General features: G+C 60.2%; 15 protein-coding genes and 2 pseudogenes. 5 read left to right on the top strand and 12 right to left on the bottom strand.

Annotation, left to right across the window (positions count from 1 at the left end; translation table 11 throughout):
* Window positions 1–22: 22 nt before the first annotated feature.
* The gene (locus J1G18_RS20590) at window positions 23–337 is read right to left on the bottom strand and encodes a DUF2388 domain-containing protein (protein WP_007962425.1); all 315 of its coding nucleotides are present in this window, start codon (window positions 335–337) and stop codon (window positions 23–25) included.
* Between the two features lie 190 nt (window positions 338–527).
* Between J1G18_RS20590 and J1G18_RS28515 the strand changes: the two are divergent.
* Window positions 528–1,283, top strand: a pseudogene (locus J1G18_RS28515) (MCP four helix bundle domain-containing protein); the annotation flags it as partial.
* On the top strand, window positions 1,278–2,141 hold the full coding sequence (locus J1G18_RS28510) for a methyl-accepting chemotaxis protein (RefSeq protein WP_410477718.1): 864 nt from the start codon (window positions 1,278–1,280) through the stop codon (window positions 2,139–2,141). The pseudogene J1G18_RS28515 and the gene J1G18_RS28510, both read left to right, overlap by 6 nt.
* Window positions 2,142–2,183: 42 nt before the next feature.
* On the opposite strand, the gene J1G18_RS20580 is transcribed toward J1G18_RS28510, so the two are convergent.
* The 3 genes and pseudogenes from J1G18_RS20580 to J1G18_RS20570 all read right to left on the bottom strand — a co-directional run bounded on the left by J1G18_RS20580 (window position 2,184) and on the right by J1G18_RS20570 (window position 4,517).
* Window positions 2,184–2,690, bottom strand: coding sequence for a hypothetical protein (locus J1G18_RS20580; RefSeq protein WP_210558674.1), 507 nt, complete (start codon window positions 2,688–2,690; stop codon window positions 2,184–2,186).
* Window positions 2,687–3,925 (bottom strand): AAA family ATPase, encoded by a 1,239-nt coding sequence (locus tag J1G18_RS20575; RefSeq protein ID WP_210558675.1) that lies wholly within the window; start codon window positions 3,923–3,925, stop codon window positions 2,687–2,689. The genes J1G18_RS20580 and J1G18_RS20575 overlap by 4 nt, the downstream gene beginning before the upstream one ends.
* Window positions 3,926–4,085: 160 nt before the next feature.
* Window positions 4,086–4,517, bottom strand: a pseudogene (locus J1G18_RS20570) (nuclear transport factor 2 family protein).
* A gap of 533 nt (window positions 4,518–5,050) precedes the next feature.
* Here J1G18_RS20570 and mqo point away from each other — a divergent pair.
* Window positions 5,051–6,691 (top strand): malate dehydrogenase (quinone), encoded by a 1,641-nt coding sequence (gene mqo, locus J1G18_RS20565; protein WP_098964504.1) that lies wholly within the window; start codon window positions 5,051–5,053, stop codon window positions 6,689–6,691.
* A gap of 70 nt (window positions 6,692–6,761) precedes the next feature.
* On the opposite strand, the gene J1G18_RS20560 is transcribed toward mqo, so the two are convergent.
* The 3 genes from J1G18_RS20560 to J1G18_RS20550 form a co-directional block, all read right to left on the bottom strand.
* Window positions 6,762–7,193 carry a nuclear transport factor 2 family protein gene (locus tag J1G18_RS20560; protein WP_098964502.1) on the bottom strand — a complete coding sequence of 144 codons (432 nt, stop codon included), beginning with the start codon at window positions 7,191–7,193 and terminating at the stop codon, window positions 6,762–6,764.
* A gap of 607 nt (window positions 7,194–7,800) precedes the next feature.
* Window positions 7,801–8,667, bottom strand: a complete 867-nt coding sequence (locus tag J1G18_RS20555) for a CAP domain-containing protein (RefSeq protein ID WP_098964501.1) — start codon at window positions 8,665–8,667, stop codon at window positions 7,801–7,803.
* 263 nt (window positions 8,668–8,930) lie between these two features.
* Entirely contained in the window at window positions 8,931–9,704 is a 774-nt protein-coding gene (locus J1G18_RS20550; protein WP_103367699.1) for an alpha/beta hydrolase, read from the bottom strand.
* A gap of 112 nt (window positions 9,705–9,816) precedes the next feature.
* Between J1G18_RS20550 and J1G18_RS20545 the strand changes: the two genes are divergently transcribed.
* Window positions 9,817–10,776, top strand: coding sequence for an aldo/keto reductase (locus tag J1G18_RS20545; RefSeq protein WP_223008354.1), 960 nt, complete (start codon window positions 9,817–9,819; stop codon window positions 10,774–10,776).
* 4 nt (window positions 10,777–10,780) lie between these two features.
* Here J1G18_RS20545 and J1G18_RS20540 read toward each other — a convergent pair whose 3' ends face one another.
* Entirely contained in the window at window positions 10,781–11,674 is an 894-nt protein-coding gene (locus J1G18_RS20540; RefSeq protein WP_027611674.1) for a LysR family transcriptional regulator, read from the bottom strand.
* A gap of 97 nt (window positions 11,675–11,771) precedes the next feature.
* Here J1G18_RS20540 and J1G18_RS20535 point away from each other — a divergent pair, with 97 nt between their 5' ends.
* On the top strand, window positions 11,772–12,248 hold the full coding sequence (locus J1G18_RS20535; RefSeq protein ID WP_115985080.1) for a cupin domain-containing protein: 477 nt from the start codon (window positions 11,772–11,774) through the stop codon (window positions 12,246–12,248).
* Between the two features lie 181 nt (window positions 12,249–12,429).
* Here the strand turns inward: J1G18_RS20535 and paoC are convergent, their stop codons facing one another.
* From paoC to J1G18_RS20515, 4 genes are all read right to left on the bottom strand, one after another.
* A complete protein-coding gene (gene paoC, locus J1G18_RS20530; protein ID WP_223008353.1) occupies window positions 12,430–14,625 on the bottom strand; it encodes an aldehyde oxidoreductase molybdenum-binding subunit PaoC in 2,196 nt (731 codons plus the stop codon).
* A complete protein-coding gene (locus tag J1G18_RS20525; protein ID WP_223008352.1) occupies window positions 14,622–15,578 on the bottom strand; it encodes an FAD binding domain-containing protein in 957 nt (318 codons plus the stop codon). Before J1G18_RS20525 ends, paoC begins: the two co-directional genes overlap by 4 nt.
* Window positions 15,575–16,198, bottom strand: a complete 624-nt coding sequence (gene paoA, locus J1G18_RS20520) for an aldehyde dehydrogenase iron-sulfur subunit PaoA (RefSeq protein ID WP_210558685.1) — start codon at window positions 16,196–16,198, stop codon at window positions 15,575–15,577. Before paoA ends, J1G18_RS20525 begins: the two co-directional genes overlap by 4 nt.
* Before the next feature lie 431 nt (window positions 16,199–16,629).
* Complete coding sequence (locus J1G18_RS20515) at window positions 16,630–18,384, bottom strand: L-lactate permease (protein WP_223008376.1); 1,755 nt, start codon at window positions 18,382–18,384, stop codon at window positions 16,630–16,632.
* Between the last annotated feature and the right edge of the window lie 53 nt (window positions 18,385–18,437).

The following is an 18,437-nucleotide window of genomic DNA, read 5'->3' as shown; positions in this document are numbered from 1 at the left end:
TCGGCCGCTGCGTCCCTGGCAACTACTGATTCAGGCCTTCGTAATGCACCAGAATCGCGTTGGCGAGGTCTTCATCGCTGGCATTGAGGCCGGGGTTGTCGTGCCGCACCTGTTGCAGTACCGACTCAAGATAAACCCCACGGATGGCCCCGCCGCTGGCGACGAACGCTGACAGGTCGTCGCGCGCCGGGATCACCATTTTGTGATCCTTGAAGGTCGAGTACAGCGACGCGGAAACGCCCGCCGAGGTGGCGACATCGCCGGCGTCGACACGGGCCAGCGCCGAGCCGACAGGGAGGCAGAGCAGGAGAGAAGAAATGAGCACTAACTTGCGCATGACGATGTTCCTCCACAAGCGCGAAGCAAAAAGGAAGGACTACATAATCTCAGAGGTGCGACCTTTGCCGGAGTTCCGTTCGAACACGCGGATACTTGCTGAAACGCTCTGAAGCGGCACATCTGCACAAATAAGCTTAACTGAAATCCTGAAAGGCGCATTCCGGCGCGCCTCAGGGGAGGAACCCACCGTGTCGATCAAATTGCGTTTGCTGCTGCTGATTGCCACCAGTCTGTTGACGGCGCTGATCGTGAGTCTGGTCAGCTATGTGGGGAATACGCGCATGTCCGCAGCGGTGAACGACAACGCGGTGAGCATGACCGCGCTGCGCAATCACATGGAAGCCGACATGATGCACGATGCACTGCGAGCCGACGTGTATTCGGCAATGCTGGTGGGCCTGGGCAAAAGTACCGGCACGGCCGCAGAGGTGCAGGACTCGATCAACGAGCACGCCACGCATTTTCGCGAAGTGCTGGATGAAAACCTCAAATTGCCGGTCAATCCCACGATCAGGGCCGCTCTGGAACACGTCAAGCCCAGCCTGGATACCTACATTGCGGCGGCCGAGCGGATCGTCGGCCTGGCACTGGACAACCCGGACAGCGCGCAACGGGAGCTGGGCACGTTCAATGCGGCCTTCAGTCAGCTCGAAGAGCAGATGGCGGCCCTCAGCGAACTGATCGAAAGCAACACCCGTGACACCAGCCAGGCCACCGAAAGCGCCATTCGCAACGCCAACATCGCCCTCGGCGCAGTATTGCTCGCCAGTCTGCTGCTGTTATTGGCGCAAGGGCGTTGGGTGACCCGCAGCATCATGGGGCCGCTGAAATCCGCCAACCAGATCGCGCAAAGCATTGCCCACGGCAACCTCAGCGAACCGATCAGCGAGCCGACCGGCAAGGACGAGGCCAGTACGCTGATCCGCAGTCTGGCGACCATGCAGCGTGACCTGCGCAACATGATCGATGTCGTTCGGCGCAACGCCCATGGGGTCAGCGGCATGAGCGAGCAACTGAGCCACGGCTGCCATCAGGTCGCTGACAGCAGTCAGCAGCAAAGCGCCGCGGCCGGCACCATGGCCGCCGCCGCGAGCCAGATGACCGCCAGCATCGAGGAAATCACCCGTCATGCCGAACGCGCGCTGGGCATGGCCAATCAGGCCGAGTCGCTGGCCAAGAGCGGCGGACAGGTGATCCATCAGGTGGTCAGCGACATGGACGACATCGCCCGCTCGGCGCAACAGTCGGCGCAGGTGATCCGTACGCTGGATCAGGAATCCGAAGGCATCTTCAACATCATTCAGGTGATCAAGAGCATCGCCGACCAGACCAACCTGCTGGCACTCAACGCCGCCATCGAGGCAGCGCGGGCCGGCGAGCAGGGCCGTGGCTTCGCGGTAGTTGCCGACGAAGTGCGCAGCCTGGCGGCACGCACCAGCGCCTCAACCCAGGAAATCGCCGCGATGGTTGCACGGATCCAAAACAGCACCCGCGAGGCGGTCAGCAGCATGGAGGCCGGCGTGGCCCAGGTCGACAAGGGCATGGCGGTCACGGCTGAAGTCGAACGGGCGATTCGCGAAATCCTCGACGCCACCCTCAGCACCACGCAACTGGTCAACGACATCACTCGCACCATCGGCGAGCAAAGTCATGCCAGCAACGAAATCGCCCATCAGGTGGAAATGATCGCCGGGATGTCCGAGGGCAACAGTAAAGTGATCGGGCAGACGGCCAATACCACGGACGAGCTGTCGAGTCTGGCGGGGGCGTTGGCGTTGTCGGTGGATCGGTTTCGGTTGTGAGACGACTGTGGGTGTTTGCTCAAGATGGACTGAGCATCTCGATCACTGATCCGCCTTTCGCCGGACATTTATGGCCGCCTCAATTTTCAGCCTGAAATTGTATTTCGCGAAAAGATTCTTCGCATTGAATTCTGGCTTGACGAAGGGGGATTTCTTGTTGCAGACGTACGCTATTTTGGGATGGTAGCTATCCAGGAATTGCTCGCCGTGTGCCGCAATCAAAAATTTTATAGTCGACTCTAGTTGTTTTATTCCTTGGCTTTGCCAGCCACTCCCAGCTCGATCCTTGAGTTCCACCAAGTACAGGGCATCATCGGTATTCAGCATGCAGTCGCAACGCTCCCGTCCTTTTTCCTCCCCGTCTTTGATCACGCATTTGTCAATCGCGGTAAATACAACCGATCTTTGGAGGGGGTTTACTACCGAAGCTACCCATTTTTCCGGGTTTCCTGCGTCGACATAGGCTACGGGAAACTCTTGATCGTCACGTATTCCAAATTCGGCGTCAGTAAACGGGCCTGTCTGGCAACGAATATCAAGAAAATTCACCCTTTCAGCTCCTCCTCGATATCGAGTAATACGTCAAATAAATCATTGCCTTCTTGTAAAGATCTGTTCAGGAAATTGTCATCGGAAGGAATGCCATCAACTATCGGCAGCGTCTTGATTGACCCGGTTTTTTCATCTGCCTGGTAAATCGCCAGCTCGTTGATGTCCACCAAGGCGTATGAAGGAATAACCTCGTCAAGTTTAGGAAGAAGATCCTTGTCGCGTTTTTGCTTGTGAATTTTGTCCAGTAGATGTTTTCCTTGTACGGCAATCGTCAAGTAGTTGACCACATAAGGGCTATGGGTTGTCATCACCAGGCGGTTGTTCTCTCCCTGATTATTGAACTGCAGGAGACTCTGCAAAACGCTCCATTGCGACTGCGGATAAAGATTCTGCTCCGGCTCTTCCACTATGTTGATAAACGCTGATTTGTTGAATCTGGACGAGAGAGCGGAAAGAGCTATGCGTCGCTGTTCCTCAGTCAGGGAATCGATAGAAAATATTTGTACGACCTCCTTTCTGAAGCGATCCAGTTCCTCGGCGCTCATGTTCTCCTGCCGCTCTTCGCTGCGTACTTGAACAGCATTAGCCAGATAATGGCTTACTAAATGCAATGGCACAGCAGATTGAAATCCACTAGAGGCGTCTGCCAGCCTGAGTTTGTAGTCGGAGTCACGAATATTGAGAAGATCGTTCAATTTGTCGTACTCGAGTTCTGCCTGGTTGATGGGCAATAACAGAGTGCCCTTCATATTGGCTTTTGCTGCATCGAACTCGGTCAAAAATTCCTTGAGCGAGTCAGAGGATAGTTTCAGCTCGCGAGGATGTCTGACATACGAGATGAAGTTGCGCTCAGCAGGAACATACATAATCTGAGGCAGATGATAATTACTGCCTTTTGAATCAGTAATATGCAGTTGGCCGCGCAGATAGCGAATGGAAAAGGCCTCACCCTCGTATTCGATCTCCGAGGAATCAGAGATGTAGTGTTCCAGCCTGTGATAAGTCAGAAAAGGCTTGATGAATTTGTTTTTTCGTTCAAACCATTTTTTTTCGTAGTCCCCGCGTACCAAAGCCTTTTCTATCCACGAAAAGGTCGAGTACAGCTTGGCCAGCGTGCTTTTTCCGGAGCCTTGGTTGCCCACGAACACGGTCACGCGCTTGAACTCTATCCAGCCGTCATTCTCAACTCCATCGCGGATAGGGCCAAAATGCTTGACGCGTAGTCGGGTCATTGAACACTCCATGAGAAATAGCTTGGTAGGTACAGCTGTGCAGCATATCAGGGCGATAGGCAAACAGGAGGAGCAAATGCGTGAAGCTTGTCGGCGGAACTTGCTTTCCTCTAAGAACAAAAGCTCCGCCGAGTCAGATCGGCGGAACGCTACACATCAATCAGAACTTGTATGCCTGTCGCCCGATCAGCAACCACTTGCCATTCTGCTTCTGCCAGATCTGGAAGTTTTCGATCTCCGTCGGTACCACCTCCGTGCCTTTCAATGCCTGCGCCGAAAAGTGATGACGCACCAGTGCCGTGTCACCGGAAAGGGTGATGGTCTGGTTCTGCATTTCGAGTGTCTTGAATGCACTTTTGCCGGTTTCGATGTCGGCGATGAACGCTTACTTGTCCTGGATCTTGCCGCTGGAGTGGCCGTAGGTCAGGTTGTCTGCCGTCAGGGCGCTCAACGCAGGGATATTTTTGTGCAGCATCGCCTGGGTAAGATGATCGACTGCCTGGGCTACGTCTTGTTCTGCCGGAGCAGGGGCGGCCATGGTGTAACTGTTGAATGCACCGAGAAATCCGATCAGGAGTCGTGTTTTGGTCATGGGACTGTTTCCTTGTTTTTATGGGTTTAACTGATCGCGGTAATTACGTTCGTCAGTCATCGTACAACTTAGCAGGTTTCAGATTGACCGAACAATGATCGTAGACGGTCAGCCGCTGGGTTGCGCGGTCATGGAAAGGTTTGCAGGCCTCAGTCACAGCTCCATGGGATCATGTTCAGCCCAAACCGGCCGATAACGCTCAGAGCGGAAAAAGACTCTCAAGTCGGGAACAGACGCGCGGGTTTGCCCTGACGTGATATTCTTCGCGCCAACTTGGTTTGACCTTATTCGGTTTGCCTGCCTTTGGGGCGGGCTGACGGAATCCCTGTCGCTCAAGTAGCTGAAGCCAATAATGATAAGAAGTCAGTTCAGAAGGGACATTAACTGAGGTCGATGCGGTACGTCGGCCTTGTGTGCCCACCCGTCAAAATTGAAGTGTGCCGGAATCTGCGACGCGAGCCTGAGCGTCATCAAAGCGGATCGCATACAGATAACAGCGGCGGGCGGAAGGCGTTTTATCATAGGTGCAACGGATGTTTAAGAAAGTGAACACAGCCTTGCTCGGGCTGGCTTTGGCGATGGGGATGTCGTCCGCCAATGCTGCAGAAGCAAAGAAAGTCGACGTTCTGCTGATCGGCGGCGGCATCATGAGCACCACCCTGGGTGTGTGGATCAATGAGCTGGAGCCAAGCTGGTCGATGGAAATGGTCGAGCGCCTCGATGGCGTCGCCCTGGAAAGCTCCAACGGCTGGAACAACGCCGGTACCGGTCACTCCGCCCTGGCTGAGCTGAACTACACCCCGGAAGACGACAAAGGCAACGTGACGATCCCGAAAGCGGTCGAGATCAACGAAGCGTTCCAGGTGTCCCGTCAGTTCTGGGCCTGGCAGGTTCAGCAAGGCGTTCTGAAGAACCCTCGCTCGTTCATCAACACCACGCCGCACATGAGCTTCGTGTGGGGCGATGACAACATCAAGTTCCTGAAAAAGCGCTACGAAGCCCTGCAAGCGAGCCCGCTGTTCGCCGGCATGCAGTACTCCGAAGACCCGGCTGTGATCAAGAAGTGGGTCCCGCTGATGATGGAAGGGCGTGACCCGAACCAGAAAATCGCGGCCACCTGGAGCCCGCTGGGTACCGACATGAACTTCGGCGAAATCACCCGCCAGTTCGCCGGTTACCTGCAGACCAAGCCTAACTTCGACCTGAAGCTGTCGAGTGAAGTCGAAGACATCACCAAGAACGCCGATGGCACCTGGCGCGTCAGCTACAAAAACCTGAAAGACGGCACCAAGACCGAAACCGACGCCAAGTTCGTGTTCATCGGCGCTGGTGGCGGCGCTCTGCACCTGCTGCAGAAGTCGGGCATTCCTGAAGCCAAGGAATACGCTGGCTTCCCGGTCGGCGGCTCGTTCCTGGTGACCGATAACCCGGCCATCGCCGAGCAGCACCTGGCCAAGGCCTACGGTAAAGCTTCGGTTGGTGCACCGCCGATGTCGGTTCCGCACCTGGACACCCGTGTTCTGGACGGCAAGCGCGTCATCCTGTTTGGCCCATTCGCGACCTTCAGCACCAAGTTCCTCAAAGAAGGCTCGTACCTGGACCTGCTGACCAGCACCACCACCCACAACATCTGGCCAATGACCAAGGTCGGCATCAAGGAATACCCGCTGGTCGAGTACCTGGCCGGTCAACTGATGCTGTCGGATGAAGACCGTCTGAACGCGCTGAAGGAATACTTCCCGAACGCCAAAGCCGAAGACTGGCGCCTGTGGCAAGCCGGCCAGCGCGTGCAAATCATCAAGCGTGATGAAGCCGCTGGCGGCGTGCTGAAACTGGGCACCGAAATCGTTGCTGCACAAGACGGCTCCATCGCCGGCCTGCTGGGCGCATCGCCAGGCGCGTCGACCGCTGCGCCGATCATGCTGAGCGTGCTGCAGAAAGTTTTCAAAGACAAAGTCGCCACCCCTGAATGGCAAGCCAAGCTGCACCAGATCGTTCCAAGCTACGGCACCCAGCTGAACAACGATCCGGCCAAAGTGGCACAAGAGTGGGCGTACACCGCCAAGATCCTCGAACTGCCAACTCCACCGGTGATCGGTCAGGCTGCTGCTGCACCTGCAGCTGAAAAAGCTGAAGCACCGAAGGAAAATGCTGCACGTGACATGGCGTTGTAACTAGACGCCTGATGCACAAAAGCCCACTGAACCGGTAACGGTCAGTGGGCTTTTTTTGTGGCGCCTGATCCTACTTTGGTTTCGCGCTTGCCAGATACGCACCAAGCCGCCGCCCCATCTCTTCGCCGAGGGCCTGCAACCCGCTCAACGGCCGCACCATCACCTCGAACTCTACAATTTTCCCGCTCTCATCGAAGCGAATCATGTCGATCCCCTTCAGCTCTTTCGCCCCAACCTTGGCACTGAACTCCAGCACCACATTCAAACCATCGGCAGTCACCAGTTCGCGGTGGTATTTGAAATCTTCAAACACGTCGAACACGGTGTTGAGGATCATCGTCACCACTGGCGCGCCGGGGTAAGGCGAGTGGGCCATGGGCGAGCGGAACACGGCATTGGCATCGAGCAGTTCGGGCAAGGCCTTGAGGTTGCCGGTGCGGATCATCTCGTGCCAGCGTTTCAGGGATTCAGCGGCGTTGGGGTGCAGGTTCAGTTCGGACATTGACCACTCCTGGAATTGTTGTTGTTCTTCGCGCGACGGCAATCACTCTAGTTCAAAGCGGTGGATCTCGAACCGTTGTGTGCCGATCTGAATACCAGAGCATGGGCGGAGCGGATCAGATTGGCATCTGATCCGTATTTTTCTGTTGGATCTGCCTCTGTAACCGGCTCAGTCAGGCGCTCAGAATAGCCCGGCAATTCGGTCACCCGCGGCAGCCCTTCATCCCGAAGCGCCCGGTGCACCGCAAGCTCAACATTAAGGAGAGCAGCATGAACAAGATGGCGATTTTCCTCGGTGGGTTTCTGACGTTGACCATTCTGATCGGAATGCTTGCGACGATTTCCCCGGTCTGACCCCGGCAGCACTCCACCAGACTCCAGCGCCCTTTTTTATCGAAGGGCGCGGCTGTTTCTACTTCGCTGTAACTTCTCGCATCACACCGAACTGGACTGAACCGGGAGGCGGCGCAAGCGATTGAGGGTGTCTGTACCGGCCTCTTCGCGAGCAAGCTCGCTCCCACATGGATTTGTGAACAACACAGATCCAGTGTGGGAGCGGGCTTGCTCGCGAAGGGGCCAGTAGCGTCACTGAAAAGCTCTCAAGCGAATCAAGGCGCACCAAACACCATCGTCCAGTAAACCCCCTCATCACTGCGCGCCTCACTGGCGAACCCGGCACCGACCTGAGTGAACATCGGGTTCATCAGGTTGGCACAGTGCCCGGGGCTGGCCAGCCATCCGGCCATCGCCTTGCCCGGTGAGCTCTGCCCGGCTGCGATGTTTTCGCCGATCTGCCGTCCCCGATAACCCGCCGCCCGGGCGCGATCCGCCGGCAGGTCGCCGTCCGGGTCGCGATGGGCGAAGTAGTTGCCGTAGGCCATGGCTTTGCTGTGGCCTTGTGCGGCGGCGCCCAGCGCCGGGTTCCAGCTCAGGGGGCGGGCGGCGGCAAAGCGTTGGCGCCCGCACATCCGGGGGCGTGCCCGGGCGGCGTTGACTTCGGCGAGCAGGGCCTTGCCGACGCTGCGGTTGTCGCCGACGCGACTGTCGAGCACCGGTTGCGCCAGCACCACTTGCCATTCACCACGGGAGCGGCTGACGCCGATGTCGGCGTACTGGGCGTCAAGCAGCGCGCTGCAGTGGCTGTCTTGTAACTGCTCAAAGGCTTCCTCGGCATCCCCGGCCCCAATGATGCGGATACTGCGTACCGCCACCGCCGAATACCCCGAAGACTTCAATCTTTCGCGCAAGCCACCGCCGTAGCCATAGCCGATCGGTAGCGCCAGATTCGATTTCAGCGACAGTGGCGCCAGGCGCTGGGCCGGGCGGCGGTCGCAGCGTTGCGGATGGGCGCGATAGTCGTTGATCGCGGCCACGAGTTGCCGCTCCTCGCTGGCGTGGGAGGTCTCGGTGAACAGTGGGGCAAGGATCAGCAGGCACAGCGAAACGAAGCGTGATGAGCGAACGACATGGCGCATGGGACGGCAGACTCAGGGAAAAGGACAGTGCTGAAGTGGGCAGCCGCGGAATACGGCGCCACTAGGACTGGGCTTTTTGCACTTGGTTCATGCTGGCCACCTGGCTTTTTTGTGGGGTGATTCAGGGGGGGGGCGAGCCGGACTTTGTGCTGTCTGCACTGGCGTCTTCGCGAGCAAGCTCGCTCCCACCTTGGCAATGCGTACCTCTGTGGGAGCGAGCCTGCTCGCGAAGGGGCCAGTTCAGCCAACGCAATAATCGGCTATCAGCGATCAAGCACTTCCTGCATCCACTGCAGATACTGCACCCGCTCGGAAATCGAGTTGTGCCCCGAATCCGGCACCACCCGCAGCGTCGCCACGCCTTTGGGGAAATGCGTCAGCAGCCGTTGCGTACTGTCTCGTGGAATCACTTCGTCATCGCTGGCCGCCAACAGCAACGTCGGCACGCGAATGTGCGCGGCATAGCGGCCCGACTCGAAGCGATCCTTCAGCAACCATTTGACCGGAAACCACGGGTATTGGCGGACGGCAATTTCTTCGAGGCTGTTGTACGGCGTCACCAGAATCAATCTGGTCGCCGGACGCTGACTCGCCAGCCGCACCGCCACCCCCGATCCCAGGCTGCGGCCGATCACGGCAATCTGCGGATGGCTGGCGTACACCTGATCAAACAGCGCCAGCGCATCTTCGGCAATCGCTTCTTCCGAAGGTGAGCCGCCGCTGCCACCGAAGCCCCGGTAGTTCAGCAAAAACACCGCGTAGTCGGGAAAAGCCTCACTGAACGACGGCAGATTGCGCGACACATCCTCGGCATTGCCGCCAAAGTAGATCAGCGCTTTTGGCCCGGCATGCGCGCGCGTGGTCACCCACACATCGGCCTCCGGCATCGCCAGTTTCAGCCGCGAATCTTCCGTAGTCACGGCGTTGTCAGGCTGGGGGAAATAGATCAGCGAGCGCTGAAAAATGAACAGCGCCCCGCACAGCAACAGGTAGAGGGCGATGAGCAAGGCGACGAGTGACATCAGTTTTCTGGACATTCGACTAACTTTAACGGGGCGCGGGTGTTCGCAGTCGCAGTGTAGTCCAGCGAATCGGGCCGGCAGCCGTCGCACATAACGTGCAACAGATTCACGCAGCAGGGGAACCCGCATGAGCCACACTGAGGGTTGCTCCCGTCGCCGCTTGCTCACGCTGGCTGCCGGGGTTTCGGCGGTCCTGACCTTTGACCGGGCGTTGGCCACTGCCATCACGCCGACTGCCACTTCGCCGAGCCAGGCAGGAGACCAGACCATGCAGACCCGCGCCATCCCTTCCAGCTCCGAGCTGTTGCCCATGGTGGGCGTGGGCACTTATCGCGGCTTTGACGTTGCCCCCGGTGATCCGGCTTATAAGCTATTGCCAGCAGTGCTCGACGAGCTGTTCAAAAAGGGTGGCACGTTGATCGACAGCTCGCCGATGTATGGCCGCGCCGAGCAAACTACTGGCGAGCTGCTATCGATTCACGAACCGCGTTCACCCGCGTTTCTGGCGACAAAGGTCTGGACCCGAGGGCGCAAGGAAGGTATCGCGCAGATGGAGGAATCCTTCCGTCTGCTGCGCACCGGACGCATCGACCTGATGCAGATCCACAATCTGCTGGACTGGCAGAGCCATCTGCCAATCCTGCGCGAATGGAAAGAACAGGGGCGCATTCGCTACATCGGCATCACCCATTACACGCCGTCGGCCTACGATGAAGTCGAAGCAGTGCTCAAGGCCGAACAACTGGATTTTTTGCAAATCAACTACGCCCTCGATGACCGTGGCGTGGAGAAACGCATTCTGCCGCTGTGCCGTGAACGCGGGGTGGCGGTGATCTGCAATCGGCCTTTTGGCGGCGGCGGGTTGCTCGCCCGTCTCAAGGTCAAGCCGTTGCCGGCCTGGGTCTCGGACGTGCAGGTCAACAGCTGGCCGCAACTGGCGCTGAAGTTTTTGCTGTCGCACCCGGCGGTGACTTGCGTGATTCCCGGCACCGGCAATCCGCGCTACATGGCCGACAACGCTGGCGCCGGCTTCGGGCCGATGCTCACCGATGCGCAGCGCCACCAGTTGATTGCGCTGCTGGGGTAGGCGGTCAACCGCGATACCGCAACGCCTCCACCAACAACGCGAACGCCGGCGCCGCCTGCCGTCGGCTCGGGTAGTACAGGTGGTAACCGGCAAACGTCGGGCACCAGTCTGCCAGCACTTGCACCAGACGCCCGTCGGCCAGATACGGCGCGACGATATTTTCCGGAATGTAGCTGAGGCCGAAACCGTCGACTGCGGCGTCGAGTAGCGGGTAGACACCGTTCAGTGTGACTTGCCCGGACACCCGCACCTTGAGGCTTTCGTCACCCTTCTCGAATTCCCAGGTGTACAGCCCGCCGTTGGTGGGCAGGCGCAAGTTGTTGCAGGCGTGGTCAGTCAAATCTCTTGGCGTTTGCGGGTGTGTACGGTTGGCGAAATAGGCCGGCGAGCCGACCACCGCCATGCGCATGTCCGGGCCGATGCGGGTGGCGATCATGCCTTGGGCCACGTCTTCGCCCAGCCGAATGCCGGCGTCGAAGCCTTGTCCGGCGATGTCGACGAAACCGTAATCGCAGATCACCTCGACGGCGATGTCCGGGTACTGGGGCAGGAATTCCTTGAGCACCGGGCGCAGCAGCCAGTTCAGCGAATGGTCGGTGGCGCTGATGCGGATCCGGCCGGCCGGGGTTTCGCGCAGGTTGCTCAGGGCCGCCAGTTCCTGTTCGATCTCTTCGAAGCGTGGGCCGATGGTCTGCAGTAAATGTTCGCCAGCCTCGGTGGGTGAGACGCTGCGCGTGGTGCGGGTCAGCAGGCGCAGGCCCAGGCGCGCCTCAAGGGCGCGGATGGTATGGCTGAGCGCCGATTGCGATACGCCGAGTTTGGCTGCGGCTTTGGTGAAGCTGCGCTCGCGGGCCACAGCGAGGAAGGCGAGCAGGTCACTGGCGTTTTCTCGAAGCATTGATGAGTGTCCTGCATAAGTTTTTTCGAATTTTAGTCGATTATCTGAAGAGTACGGCTCGGTAAAGTGCGGCTATTGATCACCGGAGACCATCGCCATGAACCCGATTGCCGCTTCTGCACTGACCCTGTCCTTACTGGCGGGTGAGGCCCAGGCCAACGAATCCCCGCGCGTCATTGTTACTCCCAACGGCTCGCAACCCTCGGCCCAAGGCCCGGCAGACTGGTTCACCGGCACTGTGCGTGTTGACGCGCCGTTCAAGGGCAGCGATGCCGCGCGTGTCAGCGGCGCCACGGTGACCTTCGAACCCGGCGCACGCACGGCGTGGCATACCCATCCGTTGGGTCAGACGTTGATCGTCACCGCCGGTTCAGGTTTTGTTCAAGAGTGGGGTCAGCCGGTTCGACAGATCCGTCCCGGCGATACGGTGTGGATCGCGCCGCAGGTGAAGCACTGGCATGGCGCCGCACCGACCACGGCGATGACGCACATTGCGATTGCCGAAGTGCTGGACGGTGAAGTGGTGGAGTGGATGGAGCAGGTGAGTGCTGAGCAGTATTTGCGATCCGAGTGACGCGGTTCCCTCACCCCAGCCCTCTCCCGGAGGGAGAGGGGGCCGATTGGGGGATGTCTGTGAGCACTACGCTGAGTCCATAATTGACACGACCTCTCATGTCGGCGCATCCCATAAGACAACTCGGTCAGTCCCCTCTCCCTTTGGGAGAGGGTTAGGGTGAGGGGCTTTTCCAGGTTGCTCAGGTCATCTCCGGCAACGAATCGAGGATCTTGTCCAGCGTAATCGGATACTCACGCACCCGCGCCCCGGTGGCGTTGTAGATCGCATTCGCTACCGCCGCGCTCACGCCGCAAATCCCCAGTTCCCCCACACCCTTGGCTTTCATCGGCGATGAAATCGGATCGGTCTCATCGAGGAAAATCACCTCCTGATGCGGGATGTCGGCATGCACCGGCACCTCGTATCCGGCCAGATCGTGATTGACGAAAAAGCCCAGCCGCTTGTCCACCGCCAGCTCTTCCATCAACGCCGCGCCGACGCCCATGGTCATCGCGCCGATCACCTGGCTGCGTGCGGCTTTCGGGTTGAGAATCCGTCCCGCCGCGCACACCGCGAGCATGCGCCGCACGCGGACTTCGCCGGTCGCTGCATCCACCGCAACCTCCACGAAATGCGCGCCGAAAGTCGATTGCTGATACTGCTTGGCGAGGTCGGCGAACTCGATGCTGTCCTCGGCCTCGACCACGCCATCTTTTGCCGCATCACGCAGCGGCAGGGTCTTGCCGCCGGCGCGCACCTGACCGTCGGCGAACTCGACATCACTACCGCTCATGCCCAGCTTCGTCGCCACCGCTTCACGCAGTTTCATGCACGCGGCATACACCCCGGCAGTCGAGCAGTTGCCGCCGAACTGGCCACCGGAGCCGGACGATACCGGGAAGGTCGAATCCCCCAGATGCACGCTGACGTCCGCCAGGTCCACGCCCATCATCTCGGCCGCGGTCTGCGCAATGATCGTGTAGCTGCCGGTGCCGATATCGGTCATGTCGGTTTCCACCGTGACCTTGCCGTCGCGCTCCAGCCGCACCCGGGCGCCGGACTTCAGCAGCAGGTTGTTGCGAAACGCGGCGGCGACGCCCATGCCGATCAGCCAGCGACCTTCGCGACGGCTGCCGGGAGTAGCATTGCGCTGGTTCCAGCCGAATTTCTCGGCACCGGTCTGCAAGCATTCGATCAGGTGTCGCTGGGAAAACGGACGCTCGGTTTTCACCGGGTCGACCTGGGTGTCATTGAGGATGCGGAACTGCACCGGGTCGAGCTTGAGCTGCTCGGCCATTTCGTCCATGGCGATCTCCAGCGCCATCAGCCCCGGCGCTTCACCCGGCGCGCGCATGGAGTTGCCTTCGGGCAGATCCAGCGGCGCCCGGCGCATGGTCACCCGGCGATTTTCTCCGGCATAGAGCAACTGACTCGGCTGCGCGGCGACTTCGACTTTGCCGTCCTTGAGGTTGCCCGACCAGCCTTCGTGGGCGATGGCGCTGAGCTTGCCGTCCGCCGTGGCGCCCATCCGAATGCGCTGGATCGTGGCCGGGCGATGGGTGGTGTTGTTGGCCATTTGCGGGCGGGCGAGGGCGACTTTCACCGGGCGGTTGGCCAGGCGCGCACCGAGGGCGGCGAGGATTGCGTCCGCACGAATGAACAGTTTGCCGCCGAAGCCGCCGCCAATATACGGCGAGATCAGGCGCACGTTTTCCTTGGGCAGGCCAAGGGTCGTGGCGACGTCGCCGACGCTCCAGGCGATCATCTGATTGGAGGTCCACAAGGTCAGATGATCACCTTTCCACGCGGCCAGGGTCGCGTGCGGCTCCATCATCGCGTGGGACTGATCGGGAGTGGTGTAGGTCTGGTCGAATTGCACCGGCGCAGCGGCGAAGGCTTTGTCGAAATCGCCGTGGGTGACGTCGGGCAACTCGTCGTCTTCGACGCCTTGGTCAAGCACGTTGGCCAGTTCGAACTCGCCTTTGGCCGCGACGTAATCGACCTTGACCAATTGCGCCGCAGCGCGAGCCTGTTCGAAGGTCTCGGCAACCACCAGCGCCACGGCCTGGTGATAGTGCTGCACCTCGGGCCCAGCGAGCAGCGGCGCCGAGTTGTATTGGCCTTTGCCAAGCTTGCCGGCATTGGCGGCGGTGACGATGGCCAGCACGCCGGGCGCCGCTTGTGCAGCGTCGAGATCGATGTGGCTGATGCGGCCCTTGGCGATGGCCGAGCCGACCATGAAACCGTAAGCCTGATTCGCCACGGCCTCGTGCTGCTCGTAGGCATATGGCGCCTGACCGCTGGTTTTCAGCGGGCCTTCGATGCGGTCGGTGGGTTTGCCGACGACCTTGAGCTGGTCAATCGGGTTGGTGGTGGCGGGCGTGTCGAACTTCATGCTTCATCCCTCGCTTGCGCCAACACCGAGCCGAGCGTGCGCTCGACCAGGGTCAGTTTGAATTGGTTGTCGTGGGTTGGCGTGGCACCGTCGAGCAAGCGTTCGCTGACGGCTTTTGCGCCTTTGGGCAGCAACGCGTCGGCGGCTTCCACCCGCCACGGTTTCGGCGCAATACCGCCGATCGCCACACGGCCGCTGCCGTCCTTTTGCAGGATCAGACCGACCGACACCAGCGCGAAAGCGTACGACGAGCGATCGCGCACCTTGTGATAAATGTGCGTGCCGCCAACCGGGGGCGGCAGGGTTACCGAAGTGATCAACTCGCCGGGCGTGAGGCTGGTTTCGATGTTCGGCGTGTTGCCCGGCAGTTGATGAAAATCGGCGATGGCGATGCTGCGTGTGCTGCCGTCCGGCTTCACCGTTTCAACCTGCGCGTCGAGGGCGCGCATGGCAATCGCCATGTCACTCGGGTGGGTGGCGATGCAGGCGTCGCTGACGCCGATCAGCCCCAATTGACGACTGACCCCGACAATCGCCGCGCAGCCACTGCCGGGCTGGCGTTTGTTGCAGGCCTGATTGACGTCGTAGAAGTACGGGCAGCGGGTGCGTTGCAGCAGGTTGCCGGCGGTGCTCGCCATGTTGCGCAACTGGCCCGAGGCCCCGGCGAGCAGAGCGCGGGAGAGCAACGCGTAATCCTTGCGCACGCGGCTGTCAGCGGCCAGATCGGTGTTGCGCACCAGCGCGCCGATGCGCAATCCGCCTTCAGGCGTGGCTTCGATTTGATCGAGGCCCAGGTGGTTGACGTCGATCAGGTGCAACGGGGTTTCGATGTCGAGTTTCATCAGGTCCAGCAGGTTGGTGCCACCGGCGATGAACTTCGCGCCTTCGACCTGCGCCGCCAGCGTTGCGGCTGCGGCGGGGGAATCGGCGCGGCTGTAATTGAACGCTCTCATGCTGGCACCTGCGCGACTTCAGTGATGGCTTCGATGATGTTCGAGTAGGCGCCGCAGCGGCAGATGTTGCCGCTCATGCGTTCCTGGAATTCGCTGGCGATCAGTTGCGGGGCTTCGGTCAGGCTCGGGCTGACGTGGCTGGGAATGCCCTCGCGGATTTCCTTGAGCACCGCCACCGCCGAACAGATCTGCCCCGGCGTGCAATAGCCGCACTGGTAGCCGTCATGCTTGATGAACGCGGCCTGCATCGGGTGCAGGTTGTTGGGCATGCCCAGGCCTTCGATGGTGGTGATCTCGCTGCCTTCATGCATCACCGCAAGCGTCAGGCAGGAGTTGATCCGGCGGCCGTCGGCGATGACGGTGCAGGCACCGCACTGGCCGTGGTCGCAGCCTTTTTTGCTGCCGGTCAGGTGCAGGTGTTCGCGCAGGGCATCGAGCAGGGTGGTGCGGTTGTCCACCTCAAGGGCTTGGGGTTTACCGTTGACGTTGATCGTCAGTTTGGCCATGGCGGGCTGCTCCAGACTGGCCGCGTAGGCCTTGAGGCTAATGAAGGGGGGCATTGCAAACGCGGTGGCGGTCACCGCGCCGAGGATCAGGAATCTTCGTCGGGAAATCGTCATGCTTCGATTCCTCTCTGGCTTAATCAGGACGGCAGGGATTGAAGGGCCCAAACGGGCGCGCCGGCATGTTTACCGGTCTCGTTCTTGGAATGACCTGCGCGGAGGGGAAAAGGTTTTTGCGGATTTGCGCTATAGAGTTATGCGCATGGCTCATCAATCTTCTGATCGACATAGTCAATTTTGGAGGGGCATGCCTATCAATGTGGGAGGGGGCTTGCTCCCGAAGGCGTCGGAACAGTTCGTCTATGAGTTGAATGACACACCGCTTTCGCGAGCAAGCCCGCTCCCACAGTGGAATGCATTCCAAATGTGGGAACGGGGTTGTTCCCACGGAGAATGCAATCCTGGTGGGGAAATAGCTTGTTCCCAAAGGGCAATGCAGTCCAAATGTTGGAGCGGGCTTGCTCGCGAAGAGGCCCCTACAAGCGACATCAATGCCCGCCAACCACCATGTGCGTAAACGGCGCCACATACGCCTGCAACGTCACCAGCCCGCCCACCAGGATGGCCAGCACGATCGAGTGAAAGAACACGTAGCGCAGAATCTCGCCCTCATGCCCATACCAGCGGGTCGCGGTGGAGGCGACCACGATCGATTGCGCATCGACCATCTTGCCCATCACCCCGCCGGAACTGTTGGCCGCTGCCATCAGCACCGGGCTGATGCCCAGCTGTTCCGAGGTCACCCGTTGGAGTCCGCCGAACAGCACGTTCGACGCTGTGTCCGAGCCAGTCAATGCCACGCCGAGCCAGCCGAGCAGGGTGCCGAACATCGGGTAGAACACCCCCGTCGCGGCAAACGCCAGACCCATGGTGGCGTCCAGTCCGGAATAACGCGTGAGAAATCCTAGCGCCAGCATCGCGGCAATGGTGATCAGCGAAAAGCGCACCACCCACAACGTGCGCAGGTATTGCTTGATCAGTTGCGGGATCGAATAGCCCATTAGCAGCCCGCCGACAATCGCCGCCAGCAGGATGCCGCTGCCGGTGGCAGTGAACCAGGTGAACTTGTAGATCGCCTCTTCGGCTTTCGGCGCCGGCACCACCGGCGGGACTTTCTGCACTTGCAGGTGCAGGGTGGTGAAGGTCAGCGCCGGCGAGAAAATCGGGTTGGCCTCATTCAGCGGTTTGCCTTGCGCATCAAGTTTCACCGAATGGGTTATCGGGTCCAGCGCCGGGCGCACGTCGAAGACGTTCTTGAAGCCCTGGGTGCCCCAGGCAAACACGAACACCGTGAGGATGATCCACGGCATCCACGCACGCATCACCGCCGGGCGCGCCTGATCGCGGAATGCGGCGCTGGCGGTGACTGTTTCTTCCTCGACCCTGGAGTTATCGACCCGCCCGGACAGGGCGGCTGAGGTGTACACCGTCGCCGGTTTCCAGACCCGCAGAAACAACGTCAGGCAGGCCATGGAAATCAGCGCGGCGATCACGTCCACCAGCATCGGCCCGTGGAAGTTCGACACGAGGAATTGCGGCACCGCGAAGCTGACCCCGGCCACCAGAATCGCCGGCCAGATCTCCAGCATCTTGCGCCACCCGGCAAACGCCCAGATCAGCCAGAACGGCACCAGCACCGAGAAAAACGGCAACTGTCGACCGACCATCATCGACAGCTCCATCTCATCCAGCCCGGTGACCTTGGCCAGGGTGATGATCGGCGTGCCGAGGGCGCCGAACGCCACCGGGGCGGTGTTGGCAATCAACGCCAGCCCCGAGGCGGCCAACGGCGAAAAACCGAGGCCGATCAGAATCGCCCCGGTCACCGCCACCGGCGTGCCGAACCCGGCCGCGCCTTCGAAAAACGCGCCGAAGCAGAACGCGATCAGCAGCAACTGCAAACGCCGGTCATCGGTGATCCGCGCGAGGGAGTCCTGCAGCACTTTGAATGAGCCGTTCTCGGTGGTCAGGCGATGCAGAAAGATGATGTTGAGCACGATCCAGCCGATCGGCAGCAAGCCGTTGGCCGCACCGAAAAGCGCTGCAGAGCCGGCCATGCTCGCCGGCATGCCGAAGGCGAAGATCGAGATGAGCAGGGCCGACGCCAACGCCAACAGAGCGGCCAGATGCGCCTTGACGTGAAAGAACGCCAGCGCCGCGAGCATCACCACCACCGGCACCGCGGCCATGAGCGTGGAGATCAGCGGGTTACCGAACGGGTCGTAGATTTGCTGCCAGACCATGGTCCACCTCTGCTTGTTGTTATCGAGGCGCAGATCCGTTGCGTGGGAGTCGC

This window comes from Pseudomonas sp. MIS38, assembly GCF_019891575.1.
GTDB lineage: Bacteria > Pseudomonadota > Gammaproteobacteria > Pseudomonadales > Pseudomonadaceae > Aquipseudomonas > Aquipseudomonas putida_A.
Note: the sequence above shows the minus strand (reverse complement) of the source record. Positions and strands in the feature narration are given on the sequence as shown.

Bases quoted from the DNA above. Each gene is read 5' to 3' on its own strand.
- J1G18_RS20575 (WP_210558675.1), bottom strand. From the start codon at position 3,925: ATGACCCGACTACGCGTCAAGCATTTTGGCCCTATCCGCGATGGAGTT.
- paoC (WP_223008353.1), bottom strand. From the start codon at position 14,625: ATGAAGTTCGACACGCCCGCCACCACCAACCCGATTGACCAGCTCAAG.
- J1G18_RS20525 (WP_223008352.1), bottom strand. From the start codon at position 15,578: ATGAGAGCGTTCAATTACAGCCGCGCCGATTCCCCCGCCGCAGCCGCA.
- J1G18_RS20560 (WP_098964502.1), bottom strand. From the start codon at position 7,193: ATGTCCGAACTGAACCTGCACCCCAACGCCGCTGAATCCCTGAAACGC.
- J1G18_RS20550 (WP_103367699.1), bottom strand. From the start codon at position 9,704: ATGTCCAGAAAACTGATGTCACTCGTCGCCTTGCTCATCGCCCTCTAC.
- J1G18_RS20555 (WP_098964501.1), bottom strand. From the start codon at position 8,667: ATGCGCCATGTCGTTCGCTCATCACGCTTCGTTTCGCTGTGCCTGCTG.
- J1G18_RS28510 (WP_410477718.1), top strand. From the start codon at position 1,278: ATGCAGCGTGACCTGCGCAACATGATCGATGTCGTTCGGCGCAACGCC.
- J1G18_RS20545 (WP_223008354.1), top strand. From the start codon at position 9,817: ATGAGCCACACTGAGGGTTGCTCCCGTCGCCGCTTGCTCACGCTGGCT.
- paoA (WP_210558685.1), bottom strand. From the start codon at position 16,198: ATGACGATTTCCCGACGAAGATTCCTGATCCTCGGCGCGGTGACCGCC.
- J1G18_RS20590 (WP_007962425.1), bottom strand. From the start codon at position 337: ATGCGCAAGTTAGTGCTCATTTCTTCTCTCCTGCTCTGCCTCCCTGTC.
- mqo (WP_098964504.1), top strand. From the start codon at position 5,051: ATGTTTAAGAAAGTGAACACAGCCTTGCTCGGGCTGGCTTTGGCGATG.
- J1G18_RS20535 (WP_115985080.1), top strand. From the start codon at position 11,772: ATGAACCCGATTGCCGCTTCTGCACTGACCCTGTCCTTACTGGCGGGT.
- J1G18_RS20540 (WP_027611674.1), bottom strand. From the start codon at position 11,674: ATGCTTCGAGAAAACGCCAGTGACCTGCTCGCCTTCCTCGCTGTGGCC.
- J1G18_RS20515 (WP_223008376.1), bottom strand. From the start codon at position 18,384: ATGGTCTGGCAGCAAATCTACGACCCGTTCGGTAACCCGCTGATCTCC.